At 67.9% G+C, this 18,601-nt stretch carries 13 protein-coding genes; 11 read left to right on the plus strand and 2 right to left on the minus strand.

The annotated features are described in order from the left end of the window. Positions 1 to 88 precede the first annotated feature (88 nt). Positions 89 to 301: a 50S ribosomal protein L31 gene (gene rpmE, locus FHR97_RS04375; RefSeq protein WP_183382560.1), complete on the plus strand. Its 213-nt coding sequence runs from the start codon at positions 89 to 91 to the stop codon at positions 299 to 301. 278 nt (positions 302 to 579) lie between these two features. Next, positions 580 to 1,851, plus strand: coding sequence for a malic enzyme-like NAD(P)-binding protein (locus FHR97_RS04380; RefSeq protein ID WP_183382561.1), 1,272 nt, complete (start codon positions 580 to 582; stop codon positions 1,849 to 1,851). 62 nt (positions 1,852 to 1,913) lie between these two features. Here FHR97_RS04380 and FHR97_RS04385 read toward each other — a convergent pair whose 3' ends face one another. Then, positions 1,914 to 2,657: a DUF481 domain-containing protein gene (locus FHR97_RS04385; RefSeq protein ID WP_183382562.1), complete on the minus strand. Its 744-nt coding sequence runs from the start codon at positions 2,655 to 2,657 to the stop codon at positions 1,914 to 1,916. An 86-nt stretch (positions 2,658 to 2,743) separates the two neighbouring features. Continuing rightward, positions 2,744 to 5,269, minus strand: a complete 2,526-nt coding sequence (locus FHR97_RS04390; protein ID WP_183382563.1) for a penicillin-binding protein 1A — start codon at positions 5,267 to 5,269, stop codon at positions 2,744 to 2,746. 256 nt (positions 5,270 to 5,525) lie between these two features. Here FHR97_RS04390 and pilM point away from each other — a divergent pair, with 256 nt between their 5' ends. From pilM to FHR97_RS04435, 9 genes are all read left to right on the plus strand, one after another. After that, entirely contained in the window at positions 5,526 to 6,584 is a 1,059-nt protein-coding gene (gene pilM, locus FHR97_RS04395) for a type IV pilus assembly protein PilM (protein WP_183382564.1), read from the plus strand. Further along, positions 6,581 to 7,141, plus strand: coding sequence for a PilN domain-containing protein (locus FHR97_RS04400; protein WP_183382565.1), 561 nt, complete (start codon positions 6,581 to 6,583; stop codon positions 7,139 to 7,141). Before pilM ends, FHR97_RS04400 begins: the two co-directional genes overlap by 4 nt. After that, entirely contained in the window at positions 7,138 to 7,770 is a 633-nt protein-coding gene (locus FHR97_RS04405; protein ID WP_183382566.1) for a type IV pilus inner membrane component PilO, read from the plus strand. Before FHR97_RS04400 ends, FHR97_RS04405 begins: the two co-directional genes overlap by 4 nt. Then, positions 7,767 to 8,291 (plus strand): pilus assembly protein PilP, encoded by a 525-nt coding sequence (locus tag FHR97_RS04410; RefSeq protein WP_183382567.1) that lies wholly within the window; start codon positions 7,767 to 7,769, stop codon positions 8,289 to 8,291. Before FHR97_RS04405 ends, FHR97_RS04410 begins: the two co-directional genes overlap by 4 nt. Positions 8,292 to 8,372: 81 nt before the next feature. After that, a complete protein-coding gene (locus FHR97_RS04415) occupies positions 8,373 to 10,406 on the plus strand; it encodes a type IV pilus secretin PilQ (protein WP_183382943.1) in 2,034 nt (677 codons plus the stop codon). After that, a complete protein-coding gene (gene aroK, locus FHR97_RS04420; protein ID WP_183382568.1) occupies positions 10,406 to 10,948 on the plus strand; it encodes a shikimate kinase AroK in 543 nt (180 codons plus the stop codon). Before FHR97_RS04415 ends, aroK begins: the two co-directional genes overlap by 1 nt. A 4-nt stretch (positions 10,949 to 10,952) precedes the next feature. Then, positions 10,953 to 12,059: a 3-dehydroquinate synthase gene (gene aroB / locus FHR97_RS04425; RefSeq protein ID WP_183382569.1), complete on the plus strand. Its 1,107-nt coding sequence runs from the start codon at positions 10,953 to 10,955 to the stop codon at positions 12,057 to 12,059. A gap of 436 nt (positions 12,060 to 12,495) precedes the next feature. Beyond that, complete coding sequence (gene gltB / locus FHR97_RS04430) at positions 12,496 to 16,944, plus strand: glutamate synthase large subunit (protein ID WP_183382570.1); 4,449 nt, start codon at positions 12,496 to 12,498, stop codon at positions 16,942 to 16,944. Between the two features lie 23 nt (positions 16,945 to 16,967). After that, entirely contained in the window at positions 16,968 to 18,386 is a 1,419-nt protein-coding gene (locus FHR97_RS04435; RefSeq protein ID WP_183382571.1) for an FAD-dependent oxidoreductase, read from the plus strand. The last annotated feature ends 215 nt before the right edge of the window (positions 18,387 to 18,601 follow it).

The following is an 18,601-nucleotide window of genomic DNA, read 5'->3' on the forward strand; positions in this document are numbered from 1 at the left end:
GCGGGCGACCGGTTCGAACGTTCCGACAACCCGTATGCGGTGCCTGGCAGCAGATCAGGTGGCGGCATACCGCTCAACGAGGCTCAAGATGAAACAAGGTATCCACCCGGATTACAAGGCGGTCAGTGCGACCTGCTCCTGCGGCGCCACCTTCGAAGTGGGCTCCACCGCCGGCCAGGACCTGTCCCTGGATGTCTGCTCCCAGTGTCACCCCTTCTATACCGGCAAGCAGAAGCAGGCGACCACCGGTGGCCGCGTCGAGCGCTTCAACAAGCGTTTCGGTGCCGCGCTCAAGCGCTGATGCGTCGTTCGGCGCCGCGACGCCGAAACCGTCGACATCGATGATGAAACCCGCCCTGACCGGCGGGTTTCTTTTTTTGTCGAGAGGGGACTAAGGTTAACCAATAAGGGATTGTTTATGGCAAGGGGTGGAAATATAACTTCCGGCAAATAGACGGGATTGTCGGCGAACGCGCGATGTCTCGAGGGGAGGTCGAGGAAAAGTCGCTCAAGTTGAGAAATGGAAATTTTTTTTATACTCTGGTTGGTCTCAACCCCAATGTGGACCGGATCCTGAGCATGACAGACGCGAAGAGACAGGCGGCGCTGGACTATCACGCGAAACCCATTCCCGGGAAGCTGTCGGTGGAGCTGACCAAGCCTACCGCCACGGCTCGGGATCTCGCCCTGGCGTACAGCCCGGGCGTGGCCGAGCCGGTTCGCGAGATCGCCCGTGACCCGGAAAACGCCTACCTCTATACCGGCAAGGGCAACCTGGTCGCGGTCATCTCCGACGGCAGCGCCATCCTCGGCCTGGGCAACCTGGGCGCGCTGGCCAGCAAGCCGGTGATGGAAGGCAAGGGGGTGCTCTTCAAGCGCTTTGCCGGCATCAACTCCATCGACCTGGAGGTCAATGCCGAGAGTCCTCAGGCCTTCATCGACACCGTGGCGCGCATCGCCGACACCTGGGGCGGCATCAACCTCGAGGACATCAAGGCGCCGGAATGCTTCGAGATCGAGCGCGCGCTGGTCGAGCAGTGCAACATCCCGGTGTTCCACGATGACCAGCACGGCACGGCCATCGTCACCGCCGCCGGCATGCTCAACGCCCTGGATATCGCCGGCAAGTCGCTGGAGAGTGCGCGGATCGTCTGCCTGGGCGCCGGGGCGGCGGCCATCGCCTGCATGAAGCTGCTGGTCTCCTGCGGGGCCCGGGCCGAGAACCTGGTGATGCTCGACCGCAAGGGCGTGATCCACAGCGGTCGCGAGGATCTCAACCAGTACAAGGCCGTGTTCGCCGTCGAGACGGACAAGCGCACCCTGGACGATGCCATCGACGGGGCCGATGTCTTCGTCGGGCTCTCCGGCCCCGGGCTGATGACCGCCGAGCATATCCGCAAGATGGCCCCGAACCCGGTGGTCTTCGCCTGCACCAACCCGGACCCGGAGATCCATCCCGACCTGGCCCGGGAGACCCGGCCGGACGTGATCATGGCCACGGGGCGCTCGGACTACCCCAACCAGGTCAACAACGTCCTGGGGTTTCCGTTCATCTTCCGCGGGGCCCTGGACGTGCGGGCCACCCGCATCAACGAGGAGATGAAGGTGGCGGCGGTGCATGCGCTGAAGGACCTGGCCCGGGAACCGGTCCCCCAGGCGGTGCTGGATGCCTACGACAAGGACAGCCTGACCTTCGGGCGCGACTACATCATCCCCACGCCGGTGGACGTGCGGCTGCTGGAGCGGGTGCCCGCGGCGGTGGCCCAGGCGGCGGTGGACTCCGGCGTGGCGCGCAAGCCCTATCCCTCCCACTATCCCCTGAAGACGGTGGAGGATGTCTACGGCGACTGACGCCTGTGGGCGGTCCATGACACGACGCCGCCGGCCCTCGGGCCGGCGGCGTCGTGTCTGGCCTACCAGTCGAAGAGTACCGAGGCGCTGGTAGTGAGGTCGGTGCGCGCCGTGGCGGTCTCGGGGGGGCGGGAGTTGTGCTCGATCTCGTGGGACAGCTTGAGCGCCAGGTGGTCGGTGAGGCGCGCCGTCAGCGAGGTCAGCGAGCGGGAGGTGGTATTGTCGTCGGTGGCCTCGACCGACAGCTCCTGGCTGAAACTCGCGCTGTCGGAGAACTTCCAGCGGTAGTCCATGGCGCCGTAGAGCACGGCGAGCTGCTCGTCCTCGGCGTCGCGTACGCTGTCGAAGCGATAGCCGGGGCCGGCCTCCAGGGACAGCGACTGGGCGTCGCTGTCGAGGAGCTGCCGGCCGTAGCCGGCGATGGTGGTGAACTGGTTATCGTAGCCGCTGAAGCGGTCCTTGTCCCAGCGGGCGAAGCCGAACAGGTAATGCGGGCCCTGGATCTCGTAGCGTTCCCGCATGGCCACCAGGTATTGCTCGGCGCTGGTCTCGTCGTCCTGGGTCACGTGGCGGACCTCACCGCGCAGGCTGTGGGTCAAGGGGCCGGTCAGCCAGACGAGGCGCCCCTTGGCGATTAGCGTCTGGCTGTCGGTGTTGCCGGCCAGGTGGGTGAAGCCGAGCTCGCTCTCGCCGCTCCAGGGCGGGGCATCCGGCTCCGGCGCGGGCGGCGCATAGAAGGGCGAGGCGAGGGCATTGCCGGCCATGGCCAGCAGCCACAGGGTGGCGGAAAGGCGCCTGAGACGCATGGCTGTGTCTCGCTGTCGTTCGGGAAGTCGGCGAACCGGTTGGCGGACGAGGCGATCCGTCGTTGGCCTCGTCCGCCGGGGCCGGTTCAGAAGATGGCCTCGTAGGCGGCGGTCCCCTGGGAGCCGCTTTCCTGTTCCACCGCCTGGTCGACCCGTCGTGGCTGGAAGTCGGGGAGGTGGTCGGCGCGGAACAGCTCCTCGATGCCGCCGGACTGGTCGTCATGCAGCAGGCGACCGGTGTCTGGATCGACCCGCCGGCTGACGACGTTCGCCGGGCGCTCGGGGAGCGCCTCGGGGCGGCCGTCCAGCGCGTGGCCCATGAAGTCGACCCAGATCGGCAGGGCGGCCTGGGAGCCGTACTCGGCGGTGGAGGTGTTGTCGTCCATGCCGACCCAGACGGTGGTCGCCAGGTCGGTGTTGAAGCCGGCGAACCAGGCGTCCCGCTGGTCGTTGGTGGTGCCGGTCTTGCCGACGATATCGGCGCGCTCCAGCGCCAGGGCGCGGCGGGCGGTGCCGTGTTCGACCACGTCGCGCAGCATGTCGCGCAGCAGGTAGACCGCGGCCGGCTCGGCCACCCGGGGCGCGACCCGATAGGTCTCGCCGTCGCGTTCCACGCGGGTCTGGCCTTCGCGGCACTCCCGGCAGGCCACCATGGGGTCGGCCTCTTCCACCGTGGCCTGCTCCTCGCCACGGGTCACCCGCTCGATCAGCCAGGGCTCGATGGCGAAGCCGCCGTTGGCCAGCACCGCATAGCCGCGGGTCATTTCCAGGGGAGTCAGGCTGGTGCTGCCCAGCGCCAGTGCCAGGCCGTGGGGCAGGCGCTCCGGGTGGAAGCCGAAGTCCTCGAGGAAGCCGATGGTGTGCTCCAGGCCCAGGGTCTGGAGCAGGCGAATGGTCACCAGGTTGCGCGACCGGGCCAGGCCGACGCGCAGTCGGGTCGGGCCGAGGAAGTCGCCGCTGGAGTTGTTGGGGCGCCACAGTTCGTTGCTGCCATCCTCCATCACCACCGGGGCGTCGTTGACCACGCTGGCCGGGTTGATCTCGCCGCTGTTCAGGCCGGCCAGGTAGATGAAGGGCTTGAAGATGGAGCCGGCCTGACGACGCGCCTGGGTCGCGCGGTTGAACTTGCTGGCGTCGAAGTCGAAGCCGGCCTGCAGGGCCAGGATGGCGCCGGTGTCGGGTTCCATCACCACCAGCGAGCCCTGGGCCTGGGGTTGCTGCGAGAGGCGCCAGCTGCCGTCCTCGCGCTGGAGGATACGCACCAGGTCGCCGGGGCTGGCGATCTCGGCGGCGGTGTCCGGTGCCGCTCCCCGGCTGCGGGCGCTGCGGTAGGGGCGAGCCCACTCCAGACCCTCCCAGCCCAGGGTCCTGACCTCGGCGCCGGGGGCCAGCACGCGCATCTCGCGCCCCTCGCTCTCTACCACGATGGCCGGCTCCAGGGGGCCGAGAACCGGGGTGCGTTCCAATACCTGCAGCCAGTTGCTGACGTCGCCGTCGATACCCTCGACCTCGCTCTGGCTGCGCTCGGCGGCGCGTCGTGCGGTGGCCATCACCTCGGGGGACTCGGCGAGCTCCTCCTCGAGCCCCTCGCGGTCGGTGCGTTCCTGAGCCTCGGCCAGACTGCGGGGGATGTCGGTCTGTTCCGGACCGCGCCAGCCATGGCGGGTGTCGTAGGCGATCAGGCCCTCGGCCAGGGCGCGGCGCGCCTGCGGCTGCAGCTCGCTGTCCAGGGTGGTGTAGATGTGATAGCCGCCGGTGTAGGCGTCGTCGAAGCGCTCGACGGCGAACTGGCGGGCCATCTCGGCCACGTAGTCGGCCTGGACCTCGGCCTGGGTGATGTGACGGCGCGCGGTGATCGGGGCCTGGACCGCCTCGTCGTAGGCCGGCTGGTCGATGAAGCCGAGCTTGCGCATGCGGAACAGGATCCAGTTGCGGCGAATCAGGGCGCGCTCGGCGTTGGCCAGCGGGTTGAGGGCGGAGGGCGCCTTGGGCAGGCCGGCAATCATCGCCTGCTCGGCCAGGGTCAGCTCCTCCAGCGGGCGGTCGTAGTAGACCTCGGCGGCGGCGGCGATGCCGTAGGCGCGATGGCCCAGGAAGATCTTGTTGACGTAGAGCTCGAGGATCTCCTCCTTGCTGAGGATCTGTTCCATCTGCAGCGCCAGCAGGATCTCGCGGACCTTGCGAGTGTAGGTGCGGTCCAGCGTCAGCAGGTAGTTGCGGGCCACCTGCATGGTGATGGTCGAGCCGCCCGACTGGATGTCGCCGCCGCTGGCCGCCAGTTCCACGGCGGCACGGGCCAGGCCCTTGGGATCGACGCCACGGTGATCGAAGTAGCCGGCGTCCTCGGCCGCGAGCAGGGCCTGCACCATCTCCTCGGGAATCTCGTCGAACTCGACCGGCAGGCGCCGCTCCTCACCGAACTCGCCGATCAGCTTGCCGTCCTGGGTGAAGATGCGCAGCGGCGTCTGCAGCTCGAAGTCCTGCAACTGGCGGACATCCGGCAATCCCGGGGCGAAATAGAGGGCGGCGCCGATCACGGCCAGCAGTGTGGCGGCAGAGAGCGATGCCAGCAGCCACAGGGCCGAGAGAGCCAGTTTTCTGATGAACGTCATGAAAGGGCGGTATCCATGCTGAGAACGGGAACGATGACGGGACGAGGCGCGGGTCTCGGGACGCGCCGGCCATTATAGGAATCCGGCTCGACGACCACCAGCGTTGACACTTGGCGACACTCGGGCCGTGTGAGATTTGGAAATATCATGTAACCTCGAATTACAGGCCCTGGCCTGCTGGTACCTTCATCCAGTGGAGAAGTGGGGCATTATAACGAGCGGCTCGCCGCCAGCTTCAGTCGGGGGCATGATCTAGATGCGAATCGGGACATCCGGTAAAGGGCTTATCGGGGTCGATATCACCTCGGCCACCGTCAAGCTCATCGAGCTCAAGCGGGTCGGGGCCGGCTATCAGGTCGAGAGCTATGCCGTCCGTCCGCTGCGGGAAGGGGCCGTCGTCGAGCGGCGGATCCGTGACATGGGCGAGGTGGTCGATGCCCTCAAGCGTGCGGTGGATCATGCCCGGCCCTCCAGCACACGGGCGTCGGCGGCGGTGCCGGCCAGCGCCGCGATCACCAAGACCCTCACCTTACCCGCCTCCCTCGCCGATGACGAGATCGAGGGGCGAATCCAGCTCGACTCCGACAAGCATATCCCCTTTCCGTTCAGCGAGGTGGCCTTCGACTTCCAGCGCCTGGGGCTCAATTCCCGCTATGGTGACCAGCAGGACGTGCTGCTGGTCGCCTGTCGCAACCAGGACGTCGGGCAGCTGACCGAGGCGCTGCGCCAGGCCGGCCTGACGCCGGCCGCCGTGGACGTGGAGACCTTCGCCATGGAGCGGGCCGTCACCGAGCTGGGAGCACAGCTGCCGGCGGCCGGCCAGGAGGACTGTGTCGCCCTGGTGGATATCGGCGCCAACATGAACGCCTTCCATGTGCTGCGCAACGGGCGCATCACCTACAGCCGCGACACCGTCTTCGGCGGGCGGGCCCTCACCGAGGAGATCCGCGACCGCTACGGCCTGAGCCTGGAAGAGGCCGGGCTGGCCAAGAAGCGCGGCGGCCTGCCGGAAGACTATCAGCGCAGCGTCCTGGATCCCTTTCTCGATACCCTGGTGCAACAGGTCGGTCGCTCGCTGCAACTCTACTATACCGCCGGACGCAAGCACGAGGTGCGCCGCATGATCCTGGCCGGGGGGACCGGCGTGCTGCCCGGCCTGGCGGATCGCCTCGCCGAGGAGAGCGGCATGGAGGTGGTGATCGCCAACCCCTTCCGGCGCATGAAAGTGAATCCGCGGATCGACGTCCAGACCCTGGCCGGGGATGCCCCGGCCATGCTGACGGCCTGCGGCCTGGCGATGAGGGTGCGCTCATGACCATCGAGATCAACCTGCTGCCCTGGCGCGAGGAGCAGCGCCAGACGCGCAGCAAGCGATTCTACATGGCGCTGCTGCTGGTCGGCCTGGTGGGGCTGGGGGCCGGTTACGGCATGACCTGGCACTACGAGCAGGAGCTGGAGGCCCAGCGGGATCGCCATGCGCTGATCCGCGAGCGGACCGTCGCGCTGGATCGCGATATCCGGGCGGTCAGCGAGTACGAGCAGCAGATCGCCATCCTCAAGCGCCGCATCGAGGTCTTCCAGCGGCTCCAGGCCGAGCGGCCGCAGACCGTGCATGTCTTCAATGCGCTGGCCGAGAGCCTCGAATCGGGGGTCCATTACGCGAGCCTCGCCCGCCAGGGCGATTCGCTGCAGCTCAGTGGCCTGGCGGAGGACAATCGGCGGGTCTCCGACCAGCTGCGCGCGCTCGAGGCCTCACCGGTCTTCGACGTGCCGGTGCTGTCCGAGGTGGAGTCCGCCGAGGACAGCCGGCGCTTCAACCTGAGCGTCGACCAGCACATGCCGGGGGCGGCGGCGAAGGAGGTGGCGCAATGAACCTGTCCACGGAATTCCGGCGCCTGCGAGATCTCGACTGGGGCGAGCTGGACATCAAGGAGTCCGGTGGCTGGCCCTTCCTGCTGCAGCTGATCTGCTGCGTGCTGGTGCTGGGCCTGACCTTCGCCGGCATGTACTGGTACCTGGCGGCGCCCAAGGCCGAAGAACTCAAGCAGGCGCGGCAGCAGGAGCAGCAGCTGCTGCGGGATTTCCGCAGCAAGGCGGCCCAGGCGGCGAACCTGCCGGCCCTGCGCGAGCAGGTCGAGGAGCTCGATGGCCGCCTGGCGACCCTGGTGGCGATGCTTCCCGGCGGGCCGGAGATCCCGTCGCTGATCGACGACATCAGTGAGACGGCCATCGACAACCAGCTGACCATCGACTTCATTCGGCTGCGCAGCCCGGTGAGCCAGGAGTTCTATGTCGAGCGACCCTTCGACATTCGCGTGCGCGGCGATTATCACCGCATCGGCTCCTTCATCGCGGGTGTCGCGGATCTGCCACGCATCGTCACGCAGCACGACTTCCAGCTCGAGCCGACGGACAACAACCGGCTGGAGCTGTCGATGCTGGCCCGGACCTATAGCTATCAGCCGCCGGAGGCGTCGCCCGAGGAGGAGGGGCCGCAATGAGGAACTGGTTGCGCATGGGGGGCGTGCTGCCCCTGGCGGTCGTCCTGAGTGCCTGTAGTGATCCCGATCTCACCGGGCTCGAGCGAGAGCTCGCCGAGTTGCGCGGCGACCCGGGGGCGCTGACCCTCGAGCCGCTGCCGCCGATGCCGGTCTATCGTTCGGTGGACTATCGCTTCGCCGACGCCCGCAGCCCCTTCCAGGCACGCCTGCCCGAGAGTCGCGAGCTGCCGGTCGCGGATGTCGACCTGGCGCCGGACACCTCGCGTCCCCGGGACCCCCTCGAGGCCTACAGCCTCGACGATCTGGCCCTGGTGGGAACGCTGATGGTGGGCGGGCAGCCCTCCGCCCTGGTCCGGGCACCGAACGGCAACGTGCATCGTCTGCGGGTCGGGGATCACATGGGTTCGGATTTCGGGCGCATCGTGGGGATCACTCAGGCCTCGGTGCAGCTGGTGGAGATCGTGCCCACCGGCCGGGGTGGGTGGATCGAGCGCAGCACGCTGCTGACGCTGGATGGCTAGATGAGGCCTGGATAATAACGCGCCGCCCCGACAGGGACGGATGAGCGGTACGCAGCAGGGGAGAGGGGAACCATGAAACCGATGACACGCGCGCTCGCGGCGCTGGCCATGCTGGCGATATCCACCGCCGCCATGGCCGCATCCACGCTCACCAACCTGGATTTTCGTCAGGGGGCCGGCGGGGCCCTCGAGGTGGATCTCGACTTCAGCGGGCCGGTGCCCGAGGTGCGCGGCTACCGCCTCGACGATCCCCCTCGCCTGACCATCGACCTGATGGAGACGTCCAGCGGCCTGGAGCGTCGTCGCCAGGAGCTGGGGATCGGCGGCGTCGAACGGGTCACCGCCCTGGAGGCCGGCTCTCGGACCCGGCTGGTCTTCGATCTCGCCGGGCCGCTGCCCTACGACACCACCCAGCTCGGCAATCGCCTGCGGCTGTCCATCGGCGGCGGGGTCGCCGCGGCGGCCCCGACGAGCCCTTCCTCCACGGCGTCCGCGCCCGCTCGCGATGCGGCCGGGCCGAGCATCCAGGACATCGATTTCCGACGCGGCGACGAGGGCGCCGGACGCCTGGTGGTCACCTTCGACCGGGCCGGCGTGGATGCCCGGGTCCGCGAGAGCGGCCGCTCCAATATCGTGGCCCGCCTGGCGGGCGTGAGCCTGCCGGCCTCCCTGAACCAGGTCTATGACGTCAGTGACTTCGGCACACCCCTCCGGCGGATCACCCCCCGGGTCGGCAGCGACGGCGTGACCCTGGAGATCGAGGGCAGCGGCGACTTCGCCATGCTCTCCACCCAGACCGGGCGTCAGCTGACCATCTCGGCCCAGCCGGTCACCCCGGCGGAGCGCGAGCAGCAGGTGCGCGAGCAGTTCCCCTACACCGGCGAGCGCATCACCCTCAACTTCCAGGACATCGAGGTGCGCTCGGTGCTGGCGATCATCGCCGACTTCACCGGCCTCAACCTGGTGGCCAGCGACAGTGTCACCGGCCGCGTCACCCTCAATCTCGAGGATGTGCCCTGGGATCAGGCCCTCGACCTGGTGCTGAAGAGCCATGGCCTGGCCAGCCGCCAGGAAGGCAACGTCATCGTGGTGGCGCCGGCCGCGGAGCTGGCCCAGCTCGAGCGCCAGGAGCTGGAGGCCCAGGAGCAGCTCGAGACCCTGGCGCCGCTCGAGACCGAGTACATCCAGGTCAAGTACGCCAAGGCCGAGGACCTGGCCGCGCTGCTGCGCAGCGACACCGGCTTCGGGCTGCTCACCGAGCGGGGGCGGGTCGCGGTGGATGTGCGCACCAACACCCTGCTGGTGCAGGACACCGCCGAGCAGATCGATGCCATCATCCAGACCCTGGAGCAGTTGGACGTGGCGGTACGCCAGGTGCAGATCGAGGCGCGGATCGTCATCGCCCGGGACAGCGCCACCCGGGAGCTGGGGGTGAACTGGGGGCTTTCTGCTGCGGACACCCCCGCCATTCACCATGCTGGCAGCGATATCGACCTGGGCGGGGCGGCGACGGGCCGTGTGCCCGATGGCGGGCTGTCCGTGGATCTGGGCAGCAGCGTCAATCCGTCCACCGCCTTCAGCTTCGGTTACCTGTCCGGCGATATACTGCTCGACCTGGAGCTGCGGGCGCTGGAGAGCGAGGGCAAGAGCCAGACCATCTCCCAGCCGCGGGTGATCACCGCCAACCAGAGCACGGCGGTGATCAAGCAGGGCACCGAGATCCCCTTTCAGGAGGCTGCTTCCAGCGGTGCCACCAACATCGAGTTCAAGGAGGCCGTGCTGTCCCTGGAGGTGACGCCACAGATCACCCCGGACAACCGCATCATCATGGACCTGGTGATCAACAACGACACCGTGGGCGAACTGTTCGGCGGCGTGCCCTCCATCGACACCAACGAGATCACCACCCAGGTGCTGGTGGACAACGGCCAGACCGTGGTGCTGGGCGGCATCCTGACCACCGAACAGGTGCGCAGCCTGTTCAAGACCCCCTTCCTGGGCGACCTGCCTGCCATCGGGAACCTCTTCCGCTATACCGAGGACACCAGCGATAAGGTAGAGTTGCTGGTATTCATCACGCCCCGAATACTGGATGACAACCTGGCGATTCGCTGATGCCGGCACTACCCAACCTGATACTGATCGGCCCCATGGGGGCCGGAAAGAGCACCATCGGCCGCCTCTTGGCGGCCGAGCTGTCGCGTGAGTTCCTCGACAGCGACCACGAGATCCAGGCCCGCTGCGGCGCCGACATCCCGTGGATCTTCGATGTCGAGGGCGAGGCGGGCTTCCGCGATCGCGAGACCCAGATGATCCGCGAGCTGGCCAGGCTCGACAAGGTGGTCATCGCCACCGGCGGCGGCGCCGTGTTGCGCGAGGAGAATCGGCGTGTGCTGCGCGACTGCGGCACCGTCGTCTATCTCTATACCACCGTGGAGCAGCAGCTGCGGCGGACCGCCAAGGATCGAAACCGTCCGCTGCTGCAGCGTGACGACCGCGAGCAGGTGCTGCGCGAGATGTTCGTCAAGCGGGACCCGCTGTACCGGGCCACGGCCGACATCATCGTGAGAACCGACCGCCGCGGCCCCCGGGCCGTGGTCAACGAGATCGTGCGCCGCGTGCAGCGGTTGATCGACCCCCTCCAGTGCAAGGCCTGAGACCATGACACGACCGGACGATGCCCTGAGCACCCTGCGGGTGGCCTTGGGCGAGCGCAGCTATCCTATCCACATCGGCCCGGGGCTGCTGGGGGATCCCCAGTGGTTGACGCCCCATTTGGCCGGTCGGCAGGTGATGGTGGTGACCAACGAGACCGTGGCACCCCTCTACCTGTCGCGCTTGAGGCAGGGGCTCGGCGACGACCTCGACGTGCGCGAGCTGGTGCTGCCGGACGGCGAGGCCACCAAGACCCTGGCCAGCGTCGAGCGCATCTGGGATGCCCTGCTCGAGGCCGGCTTCAATCGTCGCTGCACCCTGGTGGCCCTGGGGGGCGGGGTGATCGGTGACATGGTCGGCTTCGCCGCCGCCTGCTACCAGCGCGGCGTGGCCTTCGTGCAGGTGCCCACGACGCTGCTGTCCCAGGTGGATTCCTCGGTGGGCGGCAAGACCGGCGTCAATCATCCCCGCGGCAAGAACATGATCGGGGCCTTCTGGCAGCCCCGGGCGGTGCTGATCGATACCGACACCCTGTCGACCCTGCCGGCGCGCGAGCTGTCCGCCGGCCTCGCCGAGGTGATCAAGTACGGCCTGATTCGCGACGCCGACTTCCTGGCCTGGCTGGAGGCCAACATGGCGGCACTGCGCGGGCTCGAGGCCACGGCCTTGACCCGGGCGATCGAGCGCAGCTGCAGCCTCAAGGCCGAGATCGTCGCCGAGGACGAGACCGAGCAGGGGGTGAGGGCGCTGCTCAACCTGGGGCACACCTTCGGCCACGCCATCGAGACGCACCAGGGCTATGGGCGCTGGCTGCATGGCGAGGCCGTCGGCACCGGCATGCTGATGGCCGCCGAGCTCTCGCAGCGGCTGGGATGGCTCGAGGCGGCGGACGTGGCGCGGATCCGGGCGATCCTCGCGGCGGCGGACCTGCCCCTGGCGGCCCCCGTCGACATGACCCCGGAGGACTTCCTGGCGATCATGCGCCTCGACAAGAAGAATCTCGATGACCGGCTGCGGCTGATCCTGCTCGAGCGCCTGGGCGAGGCCTGTGTCCACGACCGGACCCCTCCCGAGCGCCTGGTCGCCCTGCTCGAGGCCTTTCCACGCCGCTGAGCCATGGCCCGCCCCGCATCGACGCCCGCCAGTCCCGGCGGGCGTCGTCGTTTCCGGGTTCCGGCACGGCCGATGCGCGGGTTGGGTTTAATCAATTCGCATGCCTTATGCAGTATCGGTATGGGGAACCTGCAGCGAATTAGACTAAAGTCTAGTGCGTGACGCTCGGGCATGAAACGCCCGTTTTGAGGTTGTGCAACTCGTTGAGTTGCCGGGGTTTTTTTCTTTTTGTCGATCGCAAGTCACGGATTTGTCGACGGTTTTGGGGCGCAGGGAAGGCGGGAGGCGTTGCGTGGTGGGGGCCTGGCTGGCTATGCTGTTCAACCTTTTGCCATGCAGTCTTGATGCCTCGAAATCGGCATCGTGGAAAAAGAAAAATATTATAAGATATCACAAGAAACTGCATAAAAACACCCTTATCACCTGAGGCACGCCCATGAACAGAGGTCTTCATCAACCCGGCGAGTTTCGTGACAACTGCGGGTTCGGCCTGATCGCCCACATGGAGGGGCAGGCCAGTCACGATCTGCTGCAGACCGCCATCGAATCGCTGACCTGCATGACCCACCGCGGCGGTATCGCCGCCGACGGCAAGACGGGCGACGGCTGCGGCCTGCTGCTGAAGATGCCCGACGGCTTCATGCGCGAGATCGCCAAGGAATCCCTCGGGGTCGAGCTCGGTGAGCGCTTCGCCGTGGGCACCATCTTCCTGCCCGACGACGATGCCCGGGAAGCCCGGGGGCGCGAGGTCCTCGAGCAGCAGCTCGAGGCCCGTGGCCTGACGGTGCTGGGCTGGCGCGAGGTGCCGGTGGACCCGAGCGTCTGCGGTCCCATGGCGCTGGACTGCCTGCCGCGTATCCGCCAGCTGTTCGTCGAGCCCGGCGAGGCGACCGTTGACACCTTCGATGTCGACCTGTTCATGGCGCGCCGCCGGGCCGAACAGGCCCTGCGCGACGACGAGGACTTCTACGTCTGCTCGCTGTCGACCGAGGTCGTCTCCTACAAGGGGCTGGTGATGCCGGTGGACCTGCCGGCCTTCTACCAGGACCTGGGCGATGCGCGTCTGGAGACCGCGATCTGCGTCTTCCACCAGCGCTTCTCCACCAATACCGCGCCGCGCTGGCCGCTGGCCCAGCCGTTCCGCCTGCTGGCCCATAACGGCGAGATCAACACCATCCAGGCCAACCGGGGTTGGGCGAACTCCCGCAAGGAGAACTTCGTCAACGAACGGCTGCCCGACATCGCCGAGCTCGACGAGATCGTCAACACCACCGGCTCCGATTCCTCGAGCATGGACAACATGCTGGAAGTCCTGCTCACCGGCGGCATGGACCTGCATCGTGCGGTGCGCATGATGGTGCCGCCGGCCTGGCAGAACGTCGAGATCATGGACGGCGACCTGCGGGCCTTCTACGAGTACAACTCCATGCATGTGGAGCCCTGGGACGGCCCGGCCGGGGTGGTCATGACCGACGGCCGTCAGGCGCTGTGCATGCTCGACCGCAACGGCCTGCGCCCGGCGCGCTGGGTGATCACCAGGAACGGCTACATCACCCTGGCCTCCGAGATCGGCACCTACGACTACCAGCCCGAGGACGTGGTCGCCAAGGGGCGGGTCGGCCCCGGCCAGATCCTGGCCGTGGACACCGAGACCGGCGAGGTGCTGCATACCGAGGACATCGACGAGCGGCTCAAGTCCGCCTACCCCTACAAGCGCTGGCTCAAGCAGGAAGCCAACTACCTCGAGTCGGCGCTCACCGAACTGGCCCGTTTCCAGAACATGGATGCCGAGACGCTGGCCGTGCGGCAGAAGATGTTCCAGGTCAGCTTCGAGGAGCGCGACCAGGTGCTGCGGCCGCTGGCCGAGAGCGGCCAGGAGGCGGTGGGCTCCATGGGCGACGACACGCCCATGGCGGTGCTCTCCGGAAAGCATCGGCTGCTGACCGACTACTTCCGCCAGAAGTTTGCCCAGGTCACCAACCCGGCGATCGATCCGCTGCGCGAAGCGATCGTGATGTCGCTGGAGGCCTGTATCGGCGCCGAGCGCAATGTCTTCGAGGCGACCCCGGAGCATGCCCATCGCATCATCCTGACCACGCCGGTGCTGTCGCCGCGCAAGTTTACCGCCCTGGTCACCCACGAGGACCCGGCCTTCGCCAGCCACGCCCTGTCGCTGGGCTATGACCCCGAATCGGTCGGCCTCAAGGGCGCCCTCCAGGCGCTGTGTCGCGAGGCCGAGCAGGCCGCCCGCGACGGCAAGGTGATCCTGGTGCTCTCCGATGCCGAGCTTCAGAAGGGACAGTTGCCGATCCACGCCGCCCTGGCCGTCGGGGCCGTGCACCATCACCTGGGGCGCCTGGCCCTGCGCCCGCGGGTCAACATCGTGGTGGAGACCGGCTATGCCCGCGATGCCCACCAGATGGCGGTACTGTTCGGCGTGGGCGCCACCGCCGTCTATCCCTGGCTGGCCTACCAGGTCATGGCCGACATGCACCGTACCGGCGAACTGGTCGGCAATCCGGCCGATGCCCGGGAGAACTACCGCAAGGGGCTGCAGAAGGGGCTGTTCAAGATCCTCTCCAAGATGGGGATCTCGACGCTCGCCTCCTACCGCGGTTCGCAGCTGTTCGAGGCCGTGGGGCTGGCCTCCGAGGTCATGGAGCTGTGCTTCACCGGCATGGCCTCGCGCATCGAGGGCACCGGGTTCGCCGAGCTGCAGCTGCAGCAGGAGCTGCTGGCCAAGGATGCCTGGAAGCCGCGCAAGAGCATCTCCCATGGTGGCCTGATGAAGTACGTGCACGGCCACGAGTACCACGCCTACAACCCGGACGTGGTCAAGGCGCTGCAGGAGGCCGTGCAGGAGGGCGACTACGCCAAGTGGAAGAAATTCGCGGCGCTGGTCAACGACCGCGACCCGGCCACCATCCGCGACCTGCTCAGGCTCAAGCCGGCCGAGACGCCGTTGCCGATGGACGAGATCGAGCCGGTCGAGGACCTGCTGCCGCGCTTCGACAGCGCCGGGATGTCGCTCGGCGCGCTGTCGCCGGAGGCCCACGAGGCCCTGGCCCAGGCCATGAACGAGGCCGGCGGGCGCTCGAACTCCGGCGAGGGCGGCGAGGACCCGTCCCGCTACGGCACCATCCGCAGCTCCAAGATCAAGCAGATCGCCTCCGGTCGCTTCGGCGTCACCCCGGCCTACCTGGCCAATGCCGAGGTGCTGCAGATCAAGGTGGCCCAGGGCGCCAAGCCCGGCGAGGGCGGCCAGTTGCCCGGCGGCAAGGTCAATGACCTGATCGCCCGGCTGCGCTACTCGGTGCCCGGCGTGACCCTGATCTCGCCGCCGCCGCACCATGACATCTACTCCATCGAGGACCTGGCCCAGTTGATCTTCGACCTCAAGCAGGTCAATCCGGACGCCCAGGTCTCGGTGAAGCTGGTCTCCGAGCCCGGCATCGGCACCATCGCCACCGGCGTGGCCAAGGCCTACGCCGACCTGATCACCGTCTCGGGCTATGACGGCGGCACCGCGGCCAGCCCGTTGACCTCGATCAAGCATGCCGGCAGCCCCTGGGAACTGGGCCTGCCCGAGGTCCACCAGGCGCTGCGCATCAACGGCCTGCGCGACAAGATTCGCCTGCAGACCGACGGCGGCCTGAAGACCGGCCTCGACGTGATCAAGGCGGCGATCCTCGGCGCCGAGAGCTTCGGCTTCGGCACCGCCCCGATGGTCGCGCTGGGCTGCAAGTACCTGCGGATCTGCCACCTCAACAACTGCGCCACCGGCGTGGCCACCCAGCACCAGTACCTGCGCGACGAGCATTTCCGCGGCACCGTCGACATGGTCAAGCACTACTTCCGCTTCATCGCCGAGGAGGTGCGCGAGCTGATGGCCATGCTGGGCGTGCGCCAGCTCACCGACCTGATCGGGCGCACCGACCTGCTCGAGGCGATCGAGGGGGTGACGCCCTCCCAGCGCAGGCTCGACCTGTCGGCGCTGATGACCAACGACTTCGTGCCGGCCGAGGCGCCGCAGTTCTGCCGCGTCAGCCGCAACGTGCCCCACGACCCGGGGGCCAAGAACCAGGAGGTGCTGGAGGCGCTCAAGGCGGCCATCGAGGACAGGTCGGGCGGCGAGTTCGCGTTCGCCATCACCAACTGCGACCGCTCCGTCGGCGCCCTGGCCTCCGGGGTGATCGCCAAGCGCTACGGCGAGGCCGGCCTCGAGGAGGCGCCGATCACCGCCCGCTTCCGCGGCGTGGCCGGCCAGAGCTTCGGGGTGTGGAATGCCCGTGGCCTGCAGCTCTATCTCGAGGGCGATGCCAACGACTACGTCGGCAAGGGCATGAACGGCGGCAAGGTGGTGATCGTGCCGCCCCGCGAGAGCCGCTTCGAGAGCCACAAGACGGCGATCGTCGGCAATACCTGCCTGTACGGCGCCACCGGCGGCAAGCTGTTCGCCGCGGGGACCGCCGGCGAGCGCTTCGGGGTGCGCAACTCCGGCGCCCATGCGGTGATCGAGGGCGCCGGTGACCACTGCTGCGAGTACATGACCGGCGGCCTGATCACGGTGCTCGGCGAGACCGGCGTCAACTTCGGCGCGGGCATGACCGGCGGCTTCGCCTATGTGCTCGACGAGGACCGCACCTTCGTCGACAAGTACAACCATGAACTGGTGGAGATCCACCGCATCAACACCGAGGCCATGGAGGCCCATCGGCGACACCTGAGGGAGGTGATCGAGGAGTTCGTCGCGGAGACCGGCTCGCAGCGCGGCCGCGACATCCTCGAGGACTTCAGCGACTTCGTCCGCCATTTCTGGCTGGTGAAGCCCAAGGCGGCGAGCCTCGCCAGCCTGCTGGAAGAATCCCGTCGGCGTCCCGAGTAAGCCCGCAGAGAGGAGCACAGAGCATGGCCAACCGTTTGAGCAACGATTTCCAGTTCATCGACGTGGGTCGCCAGGACCCCGAGAAGAAGCCGGCCCGTACCCGGGCGAAGCAGTTCGCCGAGATCTACGAGCCGTACAAGCCCCAGGAGGCGGCCAGCCAGGCACACCGCTGCCTGCACTGCGGCAACCCCTACTGCGAGTGGAAGTGCCCGGTCCACAACTACATCCCCAACTGGCTACAGCTGGTCAGCGAGGGCAACATCCTGGAGGCCGCCGAGCTCTCCCACCGCACCAACTCGCTGCCCGAGGTGTGCGGCCGGGTCTGCCCCCAGGATCGCCTCTGCGAGGGCGACTGCACCCTCAATGACGGCTTCGGGGCGGTGACCATCGGCTCGGTGGAGAAGTACATCACCGACACCGCCTTCGCCATGGGCTGGCGCCCGGACATGTCCGGCGTCACCTGGTCCGACAAGCGCGTGGCGATCATCGGTGCCGGCCCGGCGGGGCTCGGCTGCGCCGACATCCTGGTGCGCAACGGCGTCAAGCCGGTGGTGTTCGACAAGTATCCCGAGATCGGCGGCCTGCTGACCTTCGGCATCCCCGAGTTCAAGCTCGAGAAGACCGTGATGGAGCGGCGCCGGGCGGTGTTCGAGGAGATGGGCGTGGAGTTCTGCCTGGGCGTGGAGATCGGCCGCGACATGCCCTTCGACACGCTGCTCGAGGAGTACGATGCCGTCTTCCTCGGCATGGGCACCTACAAGTACATGGAGGGCGGCTTCCCCGGCGAGGACCTGCCCGGCGTGCACAAGGCGCTCGACTACCTGATCGCCAACGTCAACCACTGCCTGGGCTTCGAGAAGGACCCGGCGGACTACGTCTCCCTCGAGGGCAAGCGGGTCGTGGTGCTGGGCGGCGGCGACACCGCCATGGACTGCAACCGCACCGCCATCCGCCAGGGCGCGGCCGCGGTGACCTGTGCCTATCGCCGTGACGAGGAGAACATGCCGGGGTCGCGCAAGGAGGTGGCCAACGCCCGCGAGGAGGGCGTCGAGTTCCTGTTCAACCGCCAGCCCGTGGCGGTGGTCGGCGAGGACGGCGTCGAGGGGGTCAAGGTGGTGCGCACGCGCCTCGGTGAGCCCGATGAGAACGGCCGCCAGCGTCCCGAGGTGGTGCCGGGGTCCGAGGAGGTGGTGCCCGCCGATGCCGTGGTCATCGCCTTCGGCTTCCAGCCGAGTCCGGCGCCCTGGTTCGAGACGGTGGGCATCGAGGTCGACGAGCGCGGCCGGGTCAGGGCGCCAGAGCACGGCGCCCACGCCTTCCAGACCACCCACGAGAAGATCTTCGCCGGTGGCGACATGGTGCGCGGCTCCGACCTGGTGGTCACCGCGGTCTACGAGGGGCGCCAGGCCGGCGAGGGCATCCTCGACTTTCTGGACGTGTAAGCCGCGGGCGACGGGCTTCGAGCGGGGGGGGTAATCATCCTGCTCGAAGCCCGAAGCCCGAAGCCCGAAGCTCGAAGCCGATGACGCGGCTTTTCCGGCGACAGGTCTACGAGGGGGCGCTGTGAACCCCTCCCTGGGCGCTACCGACGCCATCCATGGCGTAGGACCCCCTCTAAGACCTGTCCCCGGCGCCGCTCGCTTCGTCGGCCCCGCTT

Source organism: Halomonas stenophila, assembly GCF_014192275.1.
Classification (GTDB): Bacteria; Pseudomonadota; Gammaproteobacteria; order Pseudomonadales; family Halomonadaceae; genus Halomonas; species Halomonas stenophila.

Bases quoted from the DNA above. Each gene is read 5' to 3' on its own strand.
- FHR97_RS04435 (WP_183382571.1), top strand. From the start codon at position 16,968: ATGGCCAACCGTTTGAGCAACGATTTCCAGTTCATCGACGTGGGTCGC.
- aroK (WP_183382568.1), top strand. From the start codon at position 10,406: ATGCCGGCACTACCCAACCTGATACTGATCGGCCCCATGGGGGCCGGA.
- FHR97_RS04415 (WP_183382943.1), top strand. From the start codon at position 8,373: ATGACACGCGCGCTCGCGGCGCTGGCCATGCTGGCGATATCCACCGCC.
- FHR97_RS04405 (WP_183382566.1), top strand. From the start codon at position 7,138: ATGAACCTGTCCACGGAATTCCGGCGCCTGCGAGATCTCGACTGGGGC.
- aroB (WP_183382569.1), top strand. From the start codon at position 10,953: ATGACACGACCGGACGATGCCCTGAGCACCCTGCGGGTGGCCTTGGGC.
- rpmE (WP_183382560.1), top strand. From the start codon at position 89: ATGAAACAAGGTATCCACCCGGATTACAAGGCGGTCAGTGCGACCTGC.
- gltB (WP_183382570.1), top strand. From the start codon at position 12,496: ATGAACAGAGGTCTTCATCAACCCGGCGAGTTTCGTGACAACTGCGGG.
- pilM (WP_183382564.1), top strand. From the start codon at position 5,526: ATGCGAATCGGGACATCCGGTAAAGGGCTTATCGGGGTCGATATCACC.
- FHR97_RS04410 (WP_183382567.1), top strand. From the start codon at position 7,767: ATGAGGAACTGGTTGCGCATGGGGGGCGTGCTGCCCCTGGCGGTCGTC.
- FHR97_RS04400 (WP_183382565.1), top strand. From the start codon at position 6,581: ATGACCATCGAGATCAACCTGCTGCCCTGGCGCGAGGAGCAGCGCCAG.
- FHR97_RS04390 (WP_183382563.1), bottom strand. From the start codon at position 5,269: ATGACGTTCATCAGAAAACTGGCTCTCTCGGCCCTGTGGCTGCTGGCA.
- FHR97_RS04385 (WP_183382562.1), bottom strand. From the start codon at position 2,657: ATGCGTCTCAGGCGCCTTTCCGCCACCCTGTGGCTGCTGGCCATGGCC.
- FHR97_RS04380 (WP_183382561.1), top strand. From the start codon at position 580: ATGACAGACGCGAAGAGACAGGCGGCGCTGGACTATCACGCGAAACCC.